Below are 16159 nucleotides of genomic sequence, written 5' to 3'. Positions count from 1 at the left end.
GTTGCTTTTCAAACTTCTTCATAATTTACTTTTACTTTTTATTGAATTGTTTTTAGTATTTCCATTTTTTATGCTTTTTAAAATAGTTTCTCCCCTAATGTTTCAAAAGCCTCTTCTATTTTTAACCAAAAATCCTCTATTTTACTAATTGTGCGTGTGATGTGAGCCATCTTTTCTCCTTTTATTGATTGCATATTGTATAAAAAAAGAATCTTATGCTACAATTATATTTCAAAATGAAATAAAAAGGATTTTCATGCCCGATTTTAAAGATATACTGCTTCGATTGAAAGATGTTTTGTCTCAAGATGTTGGCAACAGAAAAGTCTTTGACAAGGATGTGGCTGAAGCGCTCAATATCAACCATGTCACCCTTGCGACCATGAAAAACCGCAATAAAATCCCCTACCAAGAACTGCTTGATTTTTGTGCCAGACGCAAGATATCTATCAATTGGCTTTTTTACAATCAAATAGTGGAGAGTCTTACGCAAGAGACCGAGCGGTTTGCAAGAATTCGGTACTTTCATGACATTTATGCTTCCGCTGGCGGAGGAGCTGAAAATTATGACGTAGCAGAAGCGTATTTACATGTAGACGAAGCGATTTTAGAGCGGATTGGGGTGCGTTGCAAAACAGAAGAGATTGAAGCGATTAATGTCCTTGGTGATTCCATGGAACCTACGTTGCACGAGGGCAATGTTGTGCTTGTGGACCGCACGCAAGTGCAGATTCACCGTGGGGGTATTTTTGTGCTTGCTACGCCAGGGGGCTTGTTTATTAAGCGTCTTCAGCTAAAGGCAGACGGATCTTTGGAACTTGTTTCGGATAATGGAATGTATGTGCCAGAGCGGATTGAAGCAAAACAGGTGCGGGTGCTTGGAAAAGTGGTGGGAGCCTTTACGAAGATTGCGTAAAGGCGTTGGGGTTAGAGCGTTTCGGAAATGGTGACTTTTTCCATCACGTCGCCTTGACGGATGCTATCGAGCACTTTGAGGCCTTCTTCGTTGATGACGTCACCAAAAACCGTATGCATTCCATCTAAATGTGCTTGTGGAGCGTGGCAGACAAAAAACTGGCTTCCTCCTGTGTTTTCGCCCGCGTGCGCCATAGAAAGGGTGCCACGTTGATGTTTGTGGGTGTTTTTGTTGCATTCGCATTTAATAGCCCAGCCTGGTCCGCCTGTACCTGTACCACTTGGGCATCCGCCTTGGATGACAAAGTTTGGGATAACGCGGTGAAAAGTGAGCCCATCGTAAAAACCGTCATTGGCAAGCGTTGCAAAGTTGGCAACCGTAGTAGGGGTCTCTTCGGGGTAAAGTTTGACTTGCATGGCCCCTTTGTTGGTTTGAATCGTAGCGTATTGGAACTTTGCTAGTTCGTCAGCGGAATAGGTGTATTCTTTGAGTTCTTTCATGAACAGTCCTTACATGTAAAAATTTGAGAGTGAAGTATAACACACTTTGTTAGGCAATATTGGTGTAGACCGCTTGCACATCCTCATCATCTTCTAGCCGATCGATGAGTTTTTCAATTTCGATCATTTGGTTTTCATCGAAGCTCACTGGCGTGTTGGGAATGCGTTGTAGGCTTGCTTTTTTTACTTCAATCCCCAAGGCTTCTAGGGCGTTTGAGAGGGAGCCAAAGCTGGTGTAGTCGCCGTAAGCGTACATTGTTCCTTCGTGCTCTTCAAGCTCTTCAAGCCCGCCATCAATGAGGGCAAGTTCGAGCTCTTCTGGGTCTAGGGCAGGGGTGTCAAATTCAAACACGGCTTTACGGGAAAACATAAATTCAAGTGAACCGTTTTGGAGCATTTGCCCGTGGCATTTGTTGAAGTGGGCTTTGACGTTTGCGACTGTGCGCGTGGGGTTGTCTGTGGCGCATTCTACAAATACAAGCGCACCATGGGGTGCCTTGCCTTCGTAATTAACCTCTTTGATTTCTTCTGCATCTTTGCCTAGCGCGCGCTTGATGGCCGCGTCGATGTTGTCTTTGGGCATATTTTCCGCTTTAGCGGCCAAAATAGCGGTGCGAAGTTTGGGGTTCATATCGGGGTCTTGGCCCCCTTCTTTGGCGGCTACGGTGATGGCTTTGGAGAGTTTTGGAAAGACTTTAGACATTTTGTCCCAGCGCTTTTCCTTGGATGCTCGTCGGTATTCAAATGCTCTTCCCATGGGGGAGTTTCCTTTTGTTTTTTTGTTTGAATTATAACGGGTCTTGGGTAAGAAACATTTGAAATTAAGCCTTTTTTTACGCAATGAGGGGTAATATCTCAAATATGAATATATCTTCACATAGAGGAGTTTTTATGTTAAAACGGTTTCAGGCGAACAACATCAACTGCCAAAATTGTGCCAATACGATTTTGGTTTCTTTAGAGGATGATTTTGGGGATATCGAGGTAGACTTGTCTAAGACGCCTCGTGAAGTCAGTGTGGAGTTGGCAGATGAAGCCGCAGAGGCGGCCTTTAAGGCCGAAATGTCCTCTTTGGGGTTTGATGTCATCGCCGAGGTTACGGGTGCCTAAACTCATTCGTTCGTGTTGTGAAAACGGAAGTGTGCTAGAAGAGATTTTAGCCGAGCTTCCTAGCGAAGAAGAGGTGAGCGAATCAGCCATGTTTTTTCAAGCCCTTAGTGACCCCACGCGCTTAAAAATCGTCCTTGCCCTCACGCGCTACGAGATGTGTGTGGGGGAAATTGCCAACATGCTTGGCCTTTCGCCCTCCAACACCTCCCACCAGCTCAAAATCCTGCGTCTTGCTAAGATTGTGACGTACACCAAGGAGGGGCAGATGTATTTTTACCGCTTAAGGCATCCTTTTATAGAAACCCTTATGGGCGGTGTATTTAAGACTGTTTAGCCTTGCTGCAAGGCAAAAAGGAATACCAATGGCAACGAAAACCTTACATGTAAACATCTCCGGCATGACGTGCGTCAACTGTTCCAATGCAGTGGAAAAAGTGACCAAAAAACTTCCTGGTGTGGAAAACGTACAAGTGAGTTTTGCTTCTTCGGAGGGCGAGTTTGTTTATGACACAGACAAGGTAAGCAGCGAGCAAATCATCAATAAAATCAAAAAACTAGGCTATGGTGTTATGAAAGACACCGCTGCTCTTGAAGCCCAAAAAGTCAAAGAACTCACTACGCTCAAATACACCCTATGGCTTGCTATGGCCTTGAGTGCTGGGGTAATGGGGCTAGAAAAATTTATGCCCTTTGGTGCGCACAATGTCTGGACGGTGTGGGTGTTGGCTTCCATCGCACAGTTTTATGCGGGTGCGCGGTTTTATACCCATGCGTATGGAGCGTTAAAAAACGGTAGTTATGATATGAATGTGCTCATTGCTTTAGGTACGAGTGCGGCTTATTTTTACTCGGTGAGTGTGATGCTTTTTGGGGATGCTTTTCCTGAATCCATGCGGTTTGTTTACTTTGATGGCGCGGTGATGATCATCGCCTTTGTGCTGCTTGGTAAGTATTTGGAAGAGCGCTCCAAGGCCAAGGCGACCAACACGCTTAAGCACCTCATGGACCTTTCTCCTAAACAGGCTCGTGTTTTGGGAGAGGATGCCACAGAATCCATGGTGGGCGTAGAAGCCTTGCGCGTAGGAGATGTGGTCATCGTCAAATCAGGCGAAGCCATCCCGTGCGATGGGAAAATCATCGAAGGAAGTGCGGAGATAGACACCTCCATGCTTACGGGCGAGTCGTTGCCAGTGCACAAAAAAGAGGGTGAGGACGTGGTGGCAGGAACCATTAGTAAAGCGGGCTACATCAAGGTGCGCGTGGGCAAACCCGCCCATGCGACCATGCTTGCTAGCATCGTGTCGCTACTTAGCGAAGCGCAAAACCAAAAGATGCCCATCGGACGCTTTGCGGATAAAGTGTCAAACATTTTTGTACCCACGGTGATGCTCATCTCTCTTGTGACCTTGCTAGGATGGTGGTTTTTTACGGGCAACGTGCTATTTGCTTTTTTGGCGAGCGTGTCGGTGCTTATCATCTCGTGCCCGTGCGCGTTGGGACTTGCTACGCCCATCGCTATCGTTTCAGCGGTAGGAAAAGGGGCAAAACACGGCATTCTCATCAAAAATCCCGAAGTACTTGAGATTTTAAAGTCGGTCAAATACGCCGTATTTGACAAAACAGGCACCCTTACCAAAGGTGAAATTGCCGTGAGTCACAGTAGCGTCAACGACGACGCACTGTTGGGGTTGATTGGGTGTGTGGAAGCCAGAAGCGAACATCCTATCTCTAAAGCCGTTGTGGCGCACGTGCAACGCCTGGGTGTCACTCTCTCCCATGAAGTGGACGCTTTTGAAGTGCTTGCAGGTCTTGGCGTGCAAGGCAAAGCGGGAGGCCACGCGGTGGCGGTGGGGTCAGAAGCTTTTTTGGAATCTTTGGGTGTGGAAGTTTCCAAGGCCACAAAAATGCTCATGCAAGAGGCGCAACGAGGCGCCAAAGGAGCGATTGTTGCGGCGGTGAATGGCGTGGAAGTGGGGTGTTTTGTGTTAGAAGACACCCTTAAAGAAGAAGCTAAAGAAGTCATCGCGTACCTAAAACACCAAGGTATCACGCCCGTGATGCTCACAGGTGACCACGAAGCAACGGCTAAAAGTGTGGCAGAAAAGCTGGGCATTGACCTTGTGTATGCCGAAGTATTGCCTCACCAAAAGCACGCGCAAATTGAAGCGTTTCAAAAGGAAGCCAAGGTGCTGTTTGTGGGAGATGGGATTAATGATTCGCCCTCTTTAAAGCAAGCGGACATTGGTATCGCGCTAAATTCGGGTTCAGACATCGCTAAAGATGCGGGAGACATCGTCCTAGTGGGCAATGACTTGCGCATGGTCAAAGGTGCTTTAGTGCTTTCGCGTCAAACCATGCGTGTCATCAAACAAAACCTCTTTTGGGCGTTTATCTACAACATCCTTGGCATTCCCCTTGCCGCGGGACTTTTTTACCCGTGGACAGGCTGGTTACTCACGCCCATGTACGCAGGGATGGCCATGAGTGTGAGTTCAGTGACCGTGGTATTAAATGCGTTGCGGTTGAAATTGTTGAAGATATAAGCGTTACATGTAAGGGTTTTTCCTTACATGTAACGTGCGGGGTTAGTGGGTGATTTTGGTGCCAAGAACGTCTAAAAATTTGGCAATCCATTCGGGGTGGGCTGGCCACGCGGGCGCAGTGACGAGGTTGCCATCTACCGTAGCTTGGGTGACTTCGAGAGCTTTGTAGGTGCCGCCTGCCTTGGTGACTTCAGGGGCGCATGCGGGGTAAGCAGAGCAACTTTTGCCTTTGAGCACATCTGCTGCAGCAAGGAGTTGTGCTCCGTGGCAAATAGCGGCGATAGGCTTGTTGGCGGAGGAAAAATAGCGCACGATGCTTAGCACCTCTTCGTTGAGGCGCAAGTATTCGGGCGCGCGACCACCAGGGATGACGAGGGCATCAAAACTTTCAGGCACGATGTCTGCAAAAGTGCCATTGAGTGTAAAGTTGTGCCCAGGTTTTTCGCTGTAGGTTTGGTCACCTTCAAAATCATGGATGGCCGTGCGGATAAAATCCCCTGCTTTTTTATCAGGGCACACCGCAACAACCGAGTGTCCGACTGCCCCAAGGGCTTGAAAGGGAACCATTACTTCGTAATCCTCGACATAATCGCCAACGATAAACAAAATTTTCTTTGCCATAATGTCTCCTTTTGGTGTGAGATTGAAATGACAGTATAACGGGACTTGGCAATCCGTTGGTAAATAAGGTTGCAAAACGATAACAGGCACGATTCTTGCTTTTCTTTAGTACGTTTTTACCCAAAGGAGAGGCCATGAGTTCACGTCTTTTTGAAATCGACCCTTACGCGGGGGCGCAGTACGCCATGTACACCTCCATCAAAAAAGACGAGGGGAGTTTTTTGGATTTTTTATTGCAGTACGATTCGCACAGTGTTAACGAGGGGGATTCGAGCTGGTTGACCAAGCTTGTAACCAACGAAACAGCTTCCTCGCTCTCTTCGCCCGAATTTTTACAAATGGCAGGTTTCCTTGGGCTAAGTACAGAAGACATTGTGCTCAACACCAGTACGTTTGACACGCAAGTGAATGCTTATAAGCTTCAACTCCAACTGGAAATGGCAAAGCGCAAGATGGGGAGTTAGTCCTCTAGCGTCATCTCAATCATTTTTCCCATCACCACTTCCCCAAACTCTTTGCCATAGGCCTCACACATTTCCAAGTCTGCTTTGGTGGGGATGAGCTTGACCTTGGGGTGTTCTAAGGGCGGGACACGCAGTTTGAGGTGTTTAAGGCGCGCCAATACATGCTCAATAGCCTCGCCGCTCCACCCGTAAGAGCCAAAAGTCCCGGCGCATTTGCCTTCTTTGCCTAAAAACATCAAGCACGAAAGCAAGTCCCACACAGGTTTGGGCGCGTCGCCGTTGATGGTGGGAGTGCCGATTAAAAAACCGTCACTTTGGTCTAAAAGAGCAAGCATATTGGCTTCTTCTAAAGCGGCCAAATCGTAAATGCGCGTGATGAGTCCCTCAGTTTGTTCGCTCCCTCGCATGATGGCTTGCGCCATCTCGTAAGTGTTTTTGTAGCTCGTGAGGTAAAAGATGGTGAGGGTTTTGTGGGGTGCATGAAGCGGCGCGCTCCATGCGCGGTATTGGTCTATGTAGTGGCGCGGATTGTGGCGCAAGATTGGCCCATGAAGCGGCGCGATGCAAGCAATCTCAAAGCGGTCATACAACGCCAACGCACTGGCAACGTAGCGTTTAAACGGGCGCATAATGTGGTCATAATAATAGGCATACGCGTAGGAAAAATCCCCCACCTTGTCATCAAACAAGCGCGGGTCGCAGTAATGGGCCCCAAACACATCGCCACTAAAAAGCAGTTTATCTTCGCTCACGTAGGTGCTCAGGGTTTCGGGCCAGTGTAAGTAAGGCGTGGATAAAAAAGTCAAGGTTTTTTCGCCCAAACGTAAGGTTTTGTTGGTCCAGACCGTTTCAAACACCATGTGTTCTTTGTGGGTCAGCGCACCTAACATCATGCTCGCTTGGGGCGCGATGAGCACTTTTGCTTGGGGTGCGCGGGTGATGAGTTCAGGCAATGCGCCTGAGTGGTCAGGTTCGATGTGGTGAACAATGACGTAGCGAATCTCCTCGTACGAACAGAGGGCTTCAAGGTTGGCAAAAAAGGCCTCTTGGAACTCTTTTTTCACCGTGTCAACGACGATGACGCCTTGCGAAGTTTTGATGAGATAGGCGTTGTACGAAGAGCCATTGGCGGCTTTCATGATGATGTCAAAGGTGCGAATATCGGGGTCAAAGACACCAATAAAATAGATATCTTTGGCGATGGCTATGGGGTTCATGGGTTACCTTTATTGCCTTACATGTAAAGACATTTTTCAAAGGCCCGCGCGAGACAATTTGTCGAGACAGGGCCTTTGAAAAACGCTTACTGCCTTCCAATCATCTCCACAATCTCTCTTTTGTCGATTTTCCCAAAATAGACCATGTCAAATAGCCGCGTGAGAGGCTTGTTGCAGCAGGTTTTTTTGGTTTGGGTAAATGTTTTGCGTGCCTTAAAGTAAGGCAGACTGGTTTCTTGAAAAAAGGCGATAGCCTCATCGACGCTCTTGCCACTGCATTCGCAAATGATGACTTCTCCAAGCTCGCTCATCCACACACTCCTGTGCTCCCGTAGGCATAAATGCGTTTGTGGGCCAAAGGTAGCGGGTCACCTTTTTGCATGTGTACCGTGGTGCCTTTGGCGACAAATCCGTAACGCTCGTATAGTGAAGCGATGTGGGGTAGGGCGGGCGCGTCCGCGAAGATGGGCTTGGCTCCGCGAAAGAAGAGTAAGGCTTTGAGAAAATCTTCCGCGTCTTCTTTTTTTTCCATCACCCACGGGCCCAAAAACAGGTACTCGCCCTCCATCATCCGCGAATGCAAGTAGCCCGAAGGAGTGGAGAAAATGAGGCTACTGGGATGGCTTAGGGTGTGTTCTAAAAAGAGGTTTCGCCGCTCACCAAAAGCGTTGGCGTCGTGCATGCGCAATTTCAAAGAAAGGGTGGCGGGTTTGAAATCTTGGCCGGGTTGAAAGAAAAAAGTTGGGGTGTTGGAAGCGCGAAAGTAACGGGTAACGCTGTGGGAGGAGTAAAAACCAAAAGAGGCATAAAACGCCTCCATTTTAGGCTCTGCATGCAAGTAAAGGGAGTCTGATTCGTTTTCCAAAATCCCCAAAAGGTGCTCAAAAAGCTTGCGCCCAAGGCCTTTGCCTCGATGGGAAGGGGCTACCACAAAGTGGCTAATCCACGCGCTTTTTTCGTGCAAAAACCCCGTGATAGCCCCGATACATGTAGACCCATCAAAGGCACCAAAAGCTAGTGCGGTGGCTTGAAGGGGAGCCCGTTCATACGCATCCCCTAGCCATCCTTCTTGCTGACACAAAGCGTGAAGAGGTGCAAAATCTGTTAGCCAACGGATGGGGTACATGGGGCGTACTTGGTGTAAAGCTTGCGCAATTCTTCGGGAGCTAAAACCACTTTGCGTCGCGTGATGATGCGTCGAAGCTTAGGTAAAAGCCCTGTGCAATTCTCTTTTAGCGCACACACGCCAAGGGCGTCAAGGTGGTACATGAGTGCCGCTGAACCGCTGTGTTTGCCGATGGGATACTCCCTTGTCGCACCCACTTCTTCGGGCGAAAAAGGCTCATAGGCTTGGTCATTTTTGAGCATACCGCTTACATGTATGCCTGATTCGTGGGCAAAAATCCGATCCCCGACGATGGGTGCGTTGGGCGAAACGTGCATACGCGCGGCGTCGCACACGGTGTGCACGAGGGATTTTAGTGCCTGTTGTTCGACGATGCGTGGTTCGCTGAAAAGGTGTTTGAGTGCCATAAGAGTTTGTTCAAAGGAGGCATTGCCCGCGCGCTCTCCAAGACCAACGACGGTGGTGTTCACGCTCACCGCGCCTGCTTCTAGTCCTGCGATGGCGTTGGCGGTGGCCATGCCAAAGTCATTGTGGGTGTGCATTTCGATGGGCAGAAGGTGCGAGAGGGAACTGACAATTTTGTAGGTTTTTGTGGGAGTGAGGATGCCTACCGTGTCGCAAAAACGAAAACGGTCTGCGCCTAAGTCTTTGGCAAAGCCGATGACTTCGCGCAAAAAGGTTTCGCTAGCGCGGGAGCTGTCTTCGCCTCCGATGTTGATAAACATCCCCTCGCGCTTGGCAAGGGCAATGGCGCGTTCTAAATTTTCAAAAAGTTCGTCTTTACCCCGTTTGTATTTGACGCTGATGAGCATGTCTGAGACGGGGATGGAAAGGTTGATGGCGGAGAGCTTACATGTAAGGGCGGCTTCCACGTCTTTGGGGTGGGCACGGCACCACGCCATGACACGCGCGCGAAGCCCAAGGCTTGCGATGGTCGCGATGTCTTCGCACTCTTGCTTGCCCATGGCGGGGATGCCCACTTCCAGTTCATCCGCCCCACACGCATCAAGTCCCATGGCGATGGCGATTTTTTCTTTGGTGTTAAAGGCCACATAGGGCGCTTGTTCGCCATCACGTAAGGTGGTATCGTTGATGGCTTTCATCTTAACCGACCTTTTCTTCCGCAAAAGGCACGAAGGCTTTAGCGGCTTTAAGAAGCGAGGCCTCGATAGGCTCATGGGCGTACTCTTCGCTGATTTGGATGCGGTAACGCTCCAGCGACGCTTTGGGACACGGGCCAATCTTGGCCGTAACGATGAGGTCGATGTCTTCCAGGGTTTTGGCAATCTCGTCCATGGGGTTGTTGCCGCATGCGCTTGGCCCATGGCAGTATTGGGTTTCGACCTTGCGGTGGTGAGAAAAGCGCACGCCTTTGCTGTCTACTTCGTAAATCAAAAACTCGTTCGCTGCGCCAAAGTGTTGGTTGATGAGCCCTTGGCCCGCGGAGGTGACAGCCACAAGCAAGGAGGGAATTTTTTGAGCTTCCAAGCGTGCGTTTGCGCCTTTCAAAGCACGCCGCCACGTTTCGATTTTGGCGTGGGTTTCTTGGCGTTTGGTGATGTCGTAGGCGTTGGCCAGCTCTTCGATGGAAAGGGCATTGAAGGACTCTTTGCCAAACTCGTCTTTGCGGTCTTGGTTGATGAGTCCTACTGCGTCTGCGCGGCATTGGCGGCAGTGTTTCATGAGTTTCATGTCCGTGCCACACGCTTCTTGGGCTTTCATTAACGCTTTTGAGGAAGCGCTAGGGATGCCCTCAAGGCCAAATTTGGTGCCGTACTCTTTTTTGGAGATGAGCGGCATGACGTTGTGCAAAAAGACCCCAAGGTCTCGCAAGACTTTAGCCACTTCGCCGAGGTGTTTGTCGTTGATGTGGGGGATGAGCACCGAGTTGGCTTTGACCAAGATACCCGCTTCCGCGCACGCTTTAATGCCTTCAAGTTGGCGTTTGAGGAGGAGTTGTGCCGCTTCAACGCCACGGTAACGCTTGTGGTCGTGGTAAATCCACGGGTAGATTTTTGCGCCAATCTCGCCACTTTCATCCACGCTGTTGATAGTCACGGTGACGTGGTGGACGTTGTGGGCTTTGAGTGCGTCGATGTGGTCGATGAGGGCAAGGCCGTTGGTGGAGATGCACAGTTTCAAATCAGGCGCGTAGCGGTTGAGATAGCCAAAGGTTTCAAAGGTTGCTTTGGGGTTAGCTAGCGCGTCTCCAGGTCCTGCGATGCCTACGACGCTTAGTTGTGGGATGGCGGCGCCTACATGTAAAACTTTTTTGATGGCTTCTTCAGGGCTTACGCGTTCGCTCGTGACCCCTGGGCGGCTTTCATTAGAGCAGTCGTATTTGCGGTTGCAGTAATTACACTGAATGTTGCACGCAGGAGCGACGGCTACGTGGATGCGCGCGTAGTGGTGGTGCGCCTCTTCGTTGTAACAGGGATGGTTGTTGACCAAGGCTTCGACGTCTTTGGGAAGCCCTTTTGCGGGAGAAGAAGAACAGCTCATGGTAGCTCCTTGTGGTTTCTTGCCAAGGAGGATTGCATATGCCGTTCCAAGTTTGAAAGGAGGGGGATTTTTGCAAGGGAATGCTTTATGCAATGTAGGAGGTAAAATGCCCAACAAGGAGTGCGCCTATGAACCCTGAAACCATTATCCAAGCACTACAAGAGGGAAGTATGATTGCCTATTTGGGGCCAGATATTTTCAAAGGCTCTTTAATGCCTTCTTCTACCGAAGAGACGATTTTGGCACTCAATGGCGGTAGAGCCATGGCACCCAAGCTCATGCAAGAAGTTTCCAAAGCGGCCATGAGTATCGAACAGCGGCGCGGACGTGGGCATATTGAGGGCATGTGCATCGACGTTTTTGGGCGCGAAAAAAGTTTGCAACCTGCCCATGAATTGCTCTTGCGCCTTGGGGCAAAGGTCATCTTTGACACCAACCGCGACACTGTGTTGCTTGACGCGCTTGCCTCCTGTAGACATTTTTTACTCAAAGGCATTGCGCGCATCAGTGCTTCGCCCAAGCGGTATGCGTTGTACGTGTGGGAAGAGGGCGCGTACGTAGAGGCGCAGACGTGGGACGAGCAAGCACCTTTGATCATCAAACCCATGGGGTGCGCGTTGCCAATGCCTAGTTTTGTGATTTCCGATGCGGATTATGTGGATTGGCTGACCGAAGCCATGGGCGGGTTTGCCTACCCTGCGTGGTTCAAAGCGTACCGAAAGGGCAAACAGATACTTTACCTTGGAGAATCTTTTGCCAAAGACACCCAGCGTATGGTGGCACGGGAGAGTACGATTGAGTGCGCGGGCGGCGTGGTGGTGCATGAAGGGCCTTTGGAAAAAGCGGAACGTCGCTTTGTGGAAGGGCAGGGGCTTGCTACACAACAGTACTCCACCCAGGGGTTTGTGGAGATGTTGAAAACTCTAGTGGAGAAAGGGGAATAATGGAGCGGTATGTAAGTTTTGAAAATATTGATTGCTTTGAAAACGCCTGTTGTGTGGTGGATGAGGTACTTTTTCTCCTAAAGGAAAAACCAGAAGCCACCAACCCGTTTTGGGAAAAATTTGTTAAGAAAATCCCTCCCGCGTACTACACGCGCACGCCTGATGAGGATGTGTTGTATTTGGTGTGTGCTAACGTGTTTTATTTGGAAGAATTGTTTGAAAATCACGACCATGAAGAGGGACTATTGGCCATGGAAAAAGCGGAGATTGAGTGTTGTTAAAGCCTTACATGTAAAGCCCAAAAAAAGATAGTGAAAGTTACAATCAAATGCCTATTTTTGGGGACTTTTGACCTATATTACATGTAATGAATTTTACACTAAAAGTGCCCAAAAAAATCCTTAATTTGCAGTACAATGATTGCGTGTAAAGTGTGTTTAGCGATTTTAATGCTGCAAAGGAGAGGTTATGAATTTTAAGACAAAAATTACCCTTGTGATTTCCGTTTTTATGGTGGCAAGTTTGGGTGTGTTTGGCATCTTTGGCTACATGGACACAAAGCGCAACAGTTTGTTGCAAGTAGAAAAGAGTGTTATGATGGCCTCTCATGCACTTACAGACTACATCGATTTGTGGGTTGCCTCAAAAAAAGCGGTTATTGCCAGTGGTGCGCGGTCACTTTTTGATTTAGAAGAGATAAGTGAACAAGAACTTAAGACAAGGTTGCGCGAAATTACCCAAACCATCGGAGGCATCGACTCTTTTGTGGGTACGGAAGTGGAGGGCAAGATGATTTATGGCACAGACACACAGCCAAGGGCTGGGTTTGATCCGCGTGTGCGCCCGTGGTACACCCTTGCAAAAAGTGCCATGAAAGAAGTCGCAACCGATGCGTACATTAGCGCCAGTACAAAAAGCCACATTGTTGCCGTGGCTGCCCCGATTGTCAAAGATGGGAAGTTTTTAGGTGCTGTGTCAACGTCTATCGACCTTAAAATGCTGTTTAAGGAATTGGAAAACATCAAATTTGAAGGTGGCTATACGATGATTCAAGACACCAAAGGGTTGATTATTTCACATCCTGAGCTTGAGCTTATTGGAAAAGATTTAGCAGAAGTGGCACCGGATTTGGCTCGGCAAATTGGCGCCAGCAATGAAGGCGTTATAGAGTACATGTATAAAGGTTCTGAAAAAATTTACACCTACAAGGTCTCCAATGAAACAGGCTGGCGACCTGCTATTACTTTTGATAAAGTCACGGCTTATGTTTTTTTGAACAGCCAAGTGCGCCAGTTGATGTTGGTGGGGCTTGGTATGCTTATTGTGGTTGTGGTGTTGGTGGTCCTCATTATTAGGGCTTTGCTACGTCCGTTAGATGAACTCAATAGAGTTGTTGAAGACCTCTCCAGTGCCGAGGGTGACTTGCGCCAACGTTTGGAGATTAAGGGGCATGATGAGTTCGGTCAAGTGTCGGTGAACATTAACAAATTCATCGAAAAGCTCCATGACATTGTAAAAAATTCTAAGGCTATCAGTAGCGAAAATGCCTCTATTTCAGAGGAACTTTCTCGTACGGCTACTGAGGTGGTGCGCAATGTAGAAGCAGAATCAAAAATCATTGCTAAAACTAAAGAGAGCGGTTCTGCCTTGGCTAGAGTCATTGAATCTTCAGTGGAAAAAGCAACCCACTCTCAGGAGGTGTTAACCAAAACACAACTTGACATTAACACGGTTAAAACCCAAGCCCAGCACCTAGAAGAAGCCATGCAAGCTACAGCCACCAAAGAACAAGCCTTGGCTGAACGTCTTGATACAGTGAGCCATAACGCCAATGAAGTCAAAGACGTGCTTAATATCATCCGTGATATTGCTGACCAAACCAATCTTTTGGCGCTTAACGCAGCCATCGAGGCGGCACGCGCGGGTGAGCACGGACGCGGGTTTGCAGTGGTGGCCGATGAGGTGCGAAAACTCGCCGAGCGTACGCAAAAAAGCTTGGTGGAGATTGATGCGACCATCAACATTGTCGTGCAATCCATCAGTGATGCCAATGGCGAGATTGCCCAAAATGCCAAAGAAGTAAATGGACTAGTTGACATCACGGGGCAGCTCCAGCACGGCGTGACAAGCATCGATGCAACCGTTGAAAAAACCATTAAAGATACAGGAGAGACTGTCAAAAGCTTTATTCAAACGGCAACGCAGATACAAGAAATGGTCAAAGAAATCGAAAAAGTCAATGAGATTTCTGTGAGTAACGTGAGTAGTATTGACAACGTTTCACAGGCTTCTGAGCATCTTCACGGAATGACCGAAAATCTTAACAACGAACTAGGGAAATTTAAGTCCTAAAGAGGCTCGGCCTTTTTGGCTGAGCTCTAATGGGAAAAAAATGCCTCAATTTTTTCAAAATGCTTCTGAATTCCCTCGAAGCTATGGCTTCCACCCTCTTCTACCACAAAGGCCGCTCCGTCGTATTTTTCTAGGGCCTTTGTGTAATCTAGCACTTCATCCCCTTTTTGCAAAAGCACTAAAAAGTTTTCAGGATTAAACGCTCCTTCTTTTTTCTTTAGGGCTTCAAGGTGTGTTTCTTGCCACAAAAACGTGCTGTTGTCATAAAAATGCGGCGCATTTCCAAGGGCGCGTTTAAGGGTGATGTAAGGCTCGGTGGCAGGGTTGATGAGCACTGCTTTGAGATTAAATTTTGCTGAGAGCACTTGGGCATAAAAGCCACCCAAGGAAGAGCCGATGAGCGAGACTTTTTCATAATGCAACAATACGGCAATGAGTTCTTCGAGAGTGGAAAGAGCTAAATCAGGGTGAGTAGGCAAAGAGGGTGTTAGGATGCCGTGGTTTTGAAAGGCGGTTTTAAAAAGAGAAGCTTTGGTGCCTTTACCACTGCCACCAAAGCCGTGGATGTATATAATCATGTTTTTTCCTTTACATGTAAGAATACAACACTATTGTAACAAAAAAGTGCGATAATACTTCAGTTTAAAGATAAGATAAACTATTAAACGATAAAATTTATCAAATAAAATAAATTGGAGATTTCATGCAACTTAGCGTCGCAAAACGGATTTTTTTAGGCTTTGGATTGATTATTGGCATTATGCTTATCATAACGGTTATGGGCATTAAAGAGGTACGGGTAATTGACCAATCGCTTACGCAAATCACAGATGTCAACGCGCTTAAACAACGCTATGCCATTAATTTTCGAGGCTCTGTACACGATAGGGCTATTGCGTTGCGTGATGTTGTGTTATTAAAACAAGGTGAGGCGGGCGAGGTGATGTCGGAAATAAAAAAGCTAGAGTCTTTTTATGCCGAATCAGCAAAGGCTTTAGACGCACTTTTTGCCAACACGCCAGCGGTTGAGGAGAAGGAGCAGGTATTGCTAGGGCGCATAAAAGAAGTAGAGCGAAAAACACTGCCCTTGATGGCGCGTATTGTTGCCCTTAAGGCAGAAGGAGAAGAGGAGGCAGCCAAGGCACTGCTTTTGGGGCAAGCGGCTCCTGCATTTGTGGAGTGGTTGGGTGTTGTTAATGAGTTTATTGATACACAAGAGGTAAAAAACCAAGCCGAAACCCAAAAAGCAAGGGCTGTGGCAGGTGGCTTTACGGGCGTAATGGTTGTGCTTTTGTTGATTGCATTTGTGTTGGGAATTGTGGTGACGTACTTTATTTCGCGTGCCCTCAAACGCTCTTTGGGTGGCGAACCCCATGCGGTAGCGGGCATTGTAGGAACCCTTGCATCGGGAGATTTGCGTGTAGAGGTGCCTAAGGCTTTGCGAGGCAGTATTTTGCACGCTATTGGAGAACTTCATGTGCAGCTTAAAGAGATTATTGCTTATTTGTTTAGTACGTCGGCGGCTTTGGCACACAAAGCTCAAGAAGTTGCGGGGGTTTCTAGCGTGGCTTTGGGTCTAGCGCAAACCCAAAAGCAGATTATAAAAGTTTCTGTTGAGGAGATTGGCACTTTACAGCATGATGTAGAAACGGTCGCTATTTTGGCAAAAAAATCTCAAAGTAATGCCGTTCAAAGTTACGAAGCATCTGTGCAAGGGGGCAAGGCTACGCAAGCATCCACCTACAAACTCCAAGAGGTTGTCAAGCACGCCGAGGAGACAGCCCAGCAAGTCAACGCGCTCAATGAACACACAACACTCATTGCCCAAAAAGCAAATTTGATTGAAGAAGTGACGGAGCAGACT

General features: G+C 48.1%; 18 protein-coding genes. 9 read left to right on the top strand and 9 right to left on the bottom strand.

The window, feature by feature from the left end; translation table 11 throughout:
* Window positions 1-256 precede the first annotated feature (256 nt).
* Entirely contained in the window at window positions 257-916 is a 660-nt protein-coding gene (locus JWV37_RS11750) for a S24 family peptidase (RefSeq protein WP_205460019.1), read from the top strand.
* Between the two features lie 11 nt (window positions 917-927).
* On the opposite strand, the gene JWV37_RS11745 is transcribed toward JWV37_RS11750, so the two are convergent.
* Window positions 928-1416, bottom strand: a complete 489-nt coding sequence (locus JWV37_RS11745) for a peptidylprolyl isomerase (protein ID WP_205460018.1) — start codon at window positions 1414-1416, stop codon at window positions 928-930.
* A gap of 49 nt (window positions 1417-1465) precedes the next feature.
* Window positions 1466-2173, bottom strand: a complete 708-nt coding sequence (locus JWV37_RS11740) for a YebC/PmpR family DNA-binding transcriptional regulator (protein ID WP_205460017.1) — start codon at window positions 2171-2173, stop codon at window positions 1466-1468.
* A gap of 134 nt (window positions 2174-2307) precedes the next feature.
* Here JWV37_RS11740 and JWV37_RS11735 point away from each other — a divergent pair, with 134 nt between their 5' ends.
* Genes JWV37_RS11735 through JWV37_RS11725 form a run of 3 tightly spaced genes read left to right on the top strand, consistent with a single transcriptional unit; the run spans window position 2308 to window position 5069 of the window.
* Window positions 2308-2526 (top strand): heavy metal transport/detoxification protein, encoded by a 219-nt coding sequence (locus JWV37_RS11735; RefSeq protein WP_205460016.1) that lies wholly within the window; start codon window positions 2308-2310, stop codon window positions 2524-2526.
* Window positions 2519-2860 carry an ArsR/SmtB family transcription factor gene (locus JWV37_RS11730; protein ID WP_205460015.1) on the top strand — a complete coding sequence of 114 codons (342 nt, stop codon included), beginning with the start codon at window positions 2519-2521 and terminating at the stop codon, window positions 2858-2860. The genes JWV37_RS11735 and JWV37_RS11730 overlap by 8 nt, the downstream gene beginning before the upstream one ends.
* 28 nt (window positions 2861-2888) lie before the next feature.
* Window positions 2889-5069, top strand: a complete 2181-nt coding sequence (locus JWV37_RS11725; protein ID WP_205460014.1) for a heavy metal translocating P-type ATPase — start codon at window positions 2889-2891, stop codon at window positions 5067-5069.
* 42 nt (window positions 5070-5111) lie between these two features.
* Here JWV37_RS11725 and JWV37_RS11720 read toward each other — a convergent pair whose 3' ends face one another.
* Window positions 5112-5690 (bottom strand): DJ-1/PfpI family protein, encoded by a 579-nt coding sequence (locus JWV37_RS11720; protein ID WP_205460013.1) that lies wholly within the window; start codon window positions 5688-5690, stop codon window positions 5112-5114.
* A gap of 134 nt (window positions 5691-5824) precedes the next feature.
* Between JWV37_RS11720 and JWV37_RS11715 the strand changes: the two genes are divergently transcribed.
* Window positions 5825-6154, top strand: coding sequence for a hypothetical protein (locus JWV37_RS11715; protein WP_205460012.1), 330 nt, complete (start codon window positions 5825-5827; stop codon window positions 6152-6154).
* Here the strand turns inward: JWV37_RS11715 and JWV37_RS11710 are convergent.
* From JWV37_RS11710 to nifB, 5 genes are all read right to left on the bottom strand, one after another.
* Complete coding sequence (locus JWV37_RS11710; RefSeq protein WP_205460011.1) at window positions 6151-7371, bottom strand: FprA family A-type flavoprotein; 1221 nt, start codon at window positions 7369-7371, stop codon at window positions 6151-6153. The genes JWV37_RS11715 and JWV37_RS11710 overlap by 4 nt on opposite strands.
* An 86-nt stretch (window positions 7372-7457) precedes the next feature.
* Entirely contained in the window at window positions 7458-7682 is a 225-nt protein-coding gene (locus JWV37_RS11705; RefSeq protein WP_205460010.1) for a hypothetical protein, read from the bottom strand.
* Window positions 7679-8497: a GNAT family N-acetyltransferase gene (locus tag JWV37_RS11700; protein ID WP_205460009.1), complete on the bottom strand. Its 819-nt coding sequence runs from the start codon at window positions 8495-8497 to the stop codon at window positions 7679-7681. Before JWV37_RS11700 ends, JWV37_RS11705 begins: the two co-directional genes overlap by 4 nt.
* Entirely contained in the window at window positions 8476-9600 is a 1125-nt protein-coding gene (locus JWV37_RS11695) for a hydroxymethylglutaryl-CoA lyase-like TIM-barrel protein (protein ID WP_205460008.1), read from the bottom strand. Before JWV37_RS11695 ends, JWV37_RS11700 begins: the two co-directional genes overlap by 22 nt.
* 1 nt (window position 9601) lies before the next feature.
* Window positions 9602-10999, bottom strand: coding sequence for a nitrogenase cofactor biosynthesis protein NifB (nifB, locus tag JWV37_RS11690; protein ID WP_205460007.1), 1398 nt, complete (start codon window positions 10997-10999; stop codon window positions 9602-9604).
* A 128-nt stretch (window positions 11000-11127) separates the two neighbouring features.
* Between nifB and JWV37_RS11685 the strand changes: the two genes are divergently transcribed.
* From JWV37_RS11685 to JWV37_RS11675, 3 genes are all read left to right on the top strand, one after another.
* Window positions 11128-11943 (top strand): SIR2 family protein, encoded by an 816-nt coding sequence (locus tag JWV37_RS11685; protein ID WP_205460006.1) that lies wholly within the window; start codon window positions 11128-11130, stop codon window positions 11941-11943.
* Window positions 11943-12224, top strand: coding sequence for a N(2)-fixation sustaining protein CowN (gene cowN / locus JWV37_RS11680; RefSeq protein WP_205460005.1), 282 nt, complete (start codon window positions 11943-11945; stop codon window positions 12222-12224). The genes JWV37_RS11685 and cowN overlap by 1 nt, the downstream gene beginning before the upstream one ends.
* 187 nt (window positions 12225-12411) lie before the next feature.
* On the top strand, window positions 12412-14295 hold the full coding sequence (locus JWV37_RS11675; RefSeq protein WP_205460004.1) for a methyl-accepting chemotaxis protein: 1884 nt from the start codon (window positions 12412-12414) through the stop codon (window positions 14293-14295).
* A gap of 26 nt (window positions 14296-14321) precedes the next feature.
* On the opposite strand, the gene JWV37_RS11670 is transcribed toward JWV37_RS11675, so the two are convergent.
* Window positions 14322-14873: a YqiA/YcfP family alpha/beta fold hydrolase gene (locus JWV37_RS11670; protein ID WP_205460003.1), complete on the bottom strand. Its 552-nt coding sequence runs from the start codon at window positions 14871-14873 to the stop codon at window positions 14322-14324.
* 125 nt (window positions 14874-14998) lie between these two features.
* Between JWV37_RS11670 and JWV37_RS11665 the strand changes: the two genes are divergently transcribed.
* The coding region (locus tag JWV37_RS11665) for an MCP four helix bundle domain-containing protein (RefSeq protein ID WP_205460002.1) at window positions 14999-16159 on the top strand (1161 nt) is incomplete at its 3' end.

Origin of the sequence: Sulfurospirillum tamanense, from assembly GCF_016937535.1 — a bacterium.
Classification (GTDB): Bacteria; Campylobacterota; Campylobacteria; order Campylobacterales; family Campylobacteraceae; genus Sulfurospirillum_B; species Sulfurospirillum_B tamanense.
This window is presented reverse-complemented; position numbering and strand designations above follow the sequence as displayed.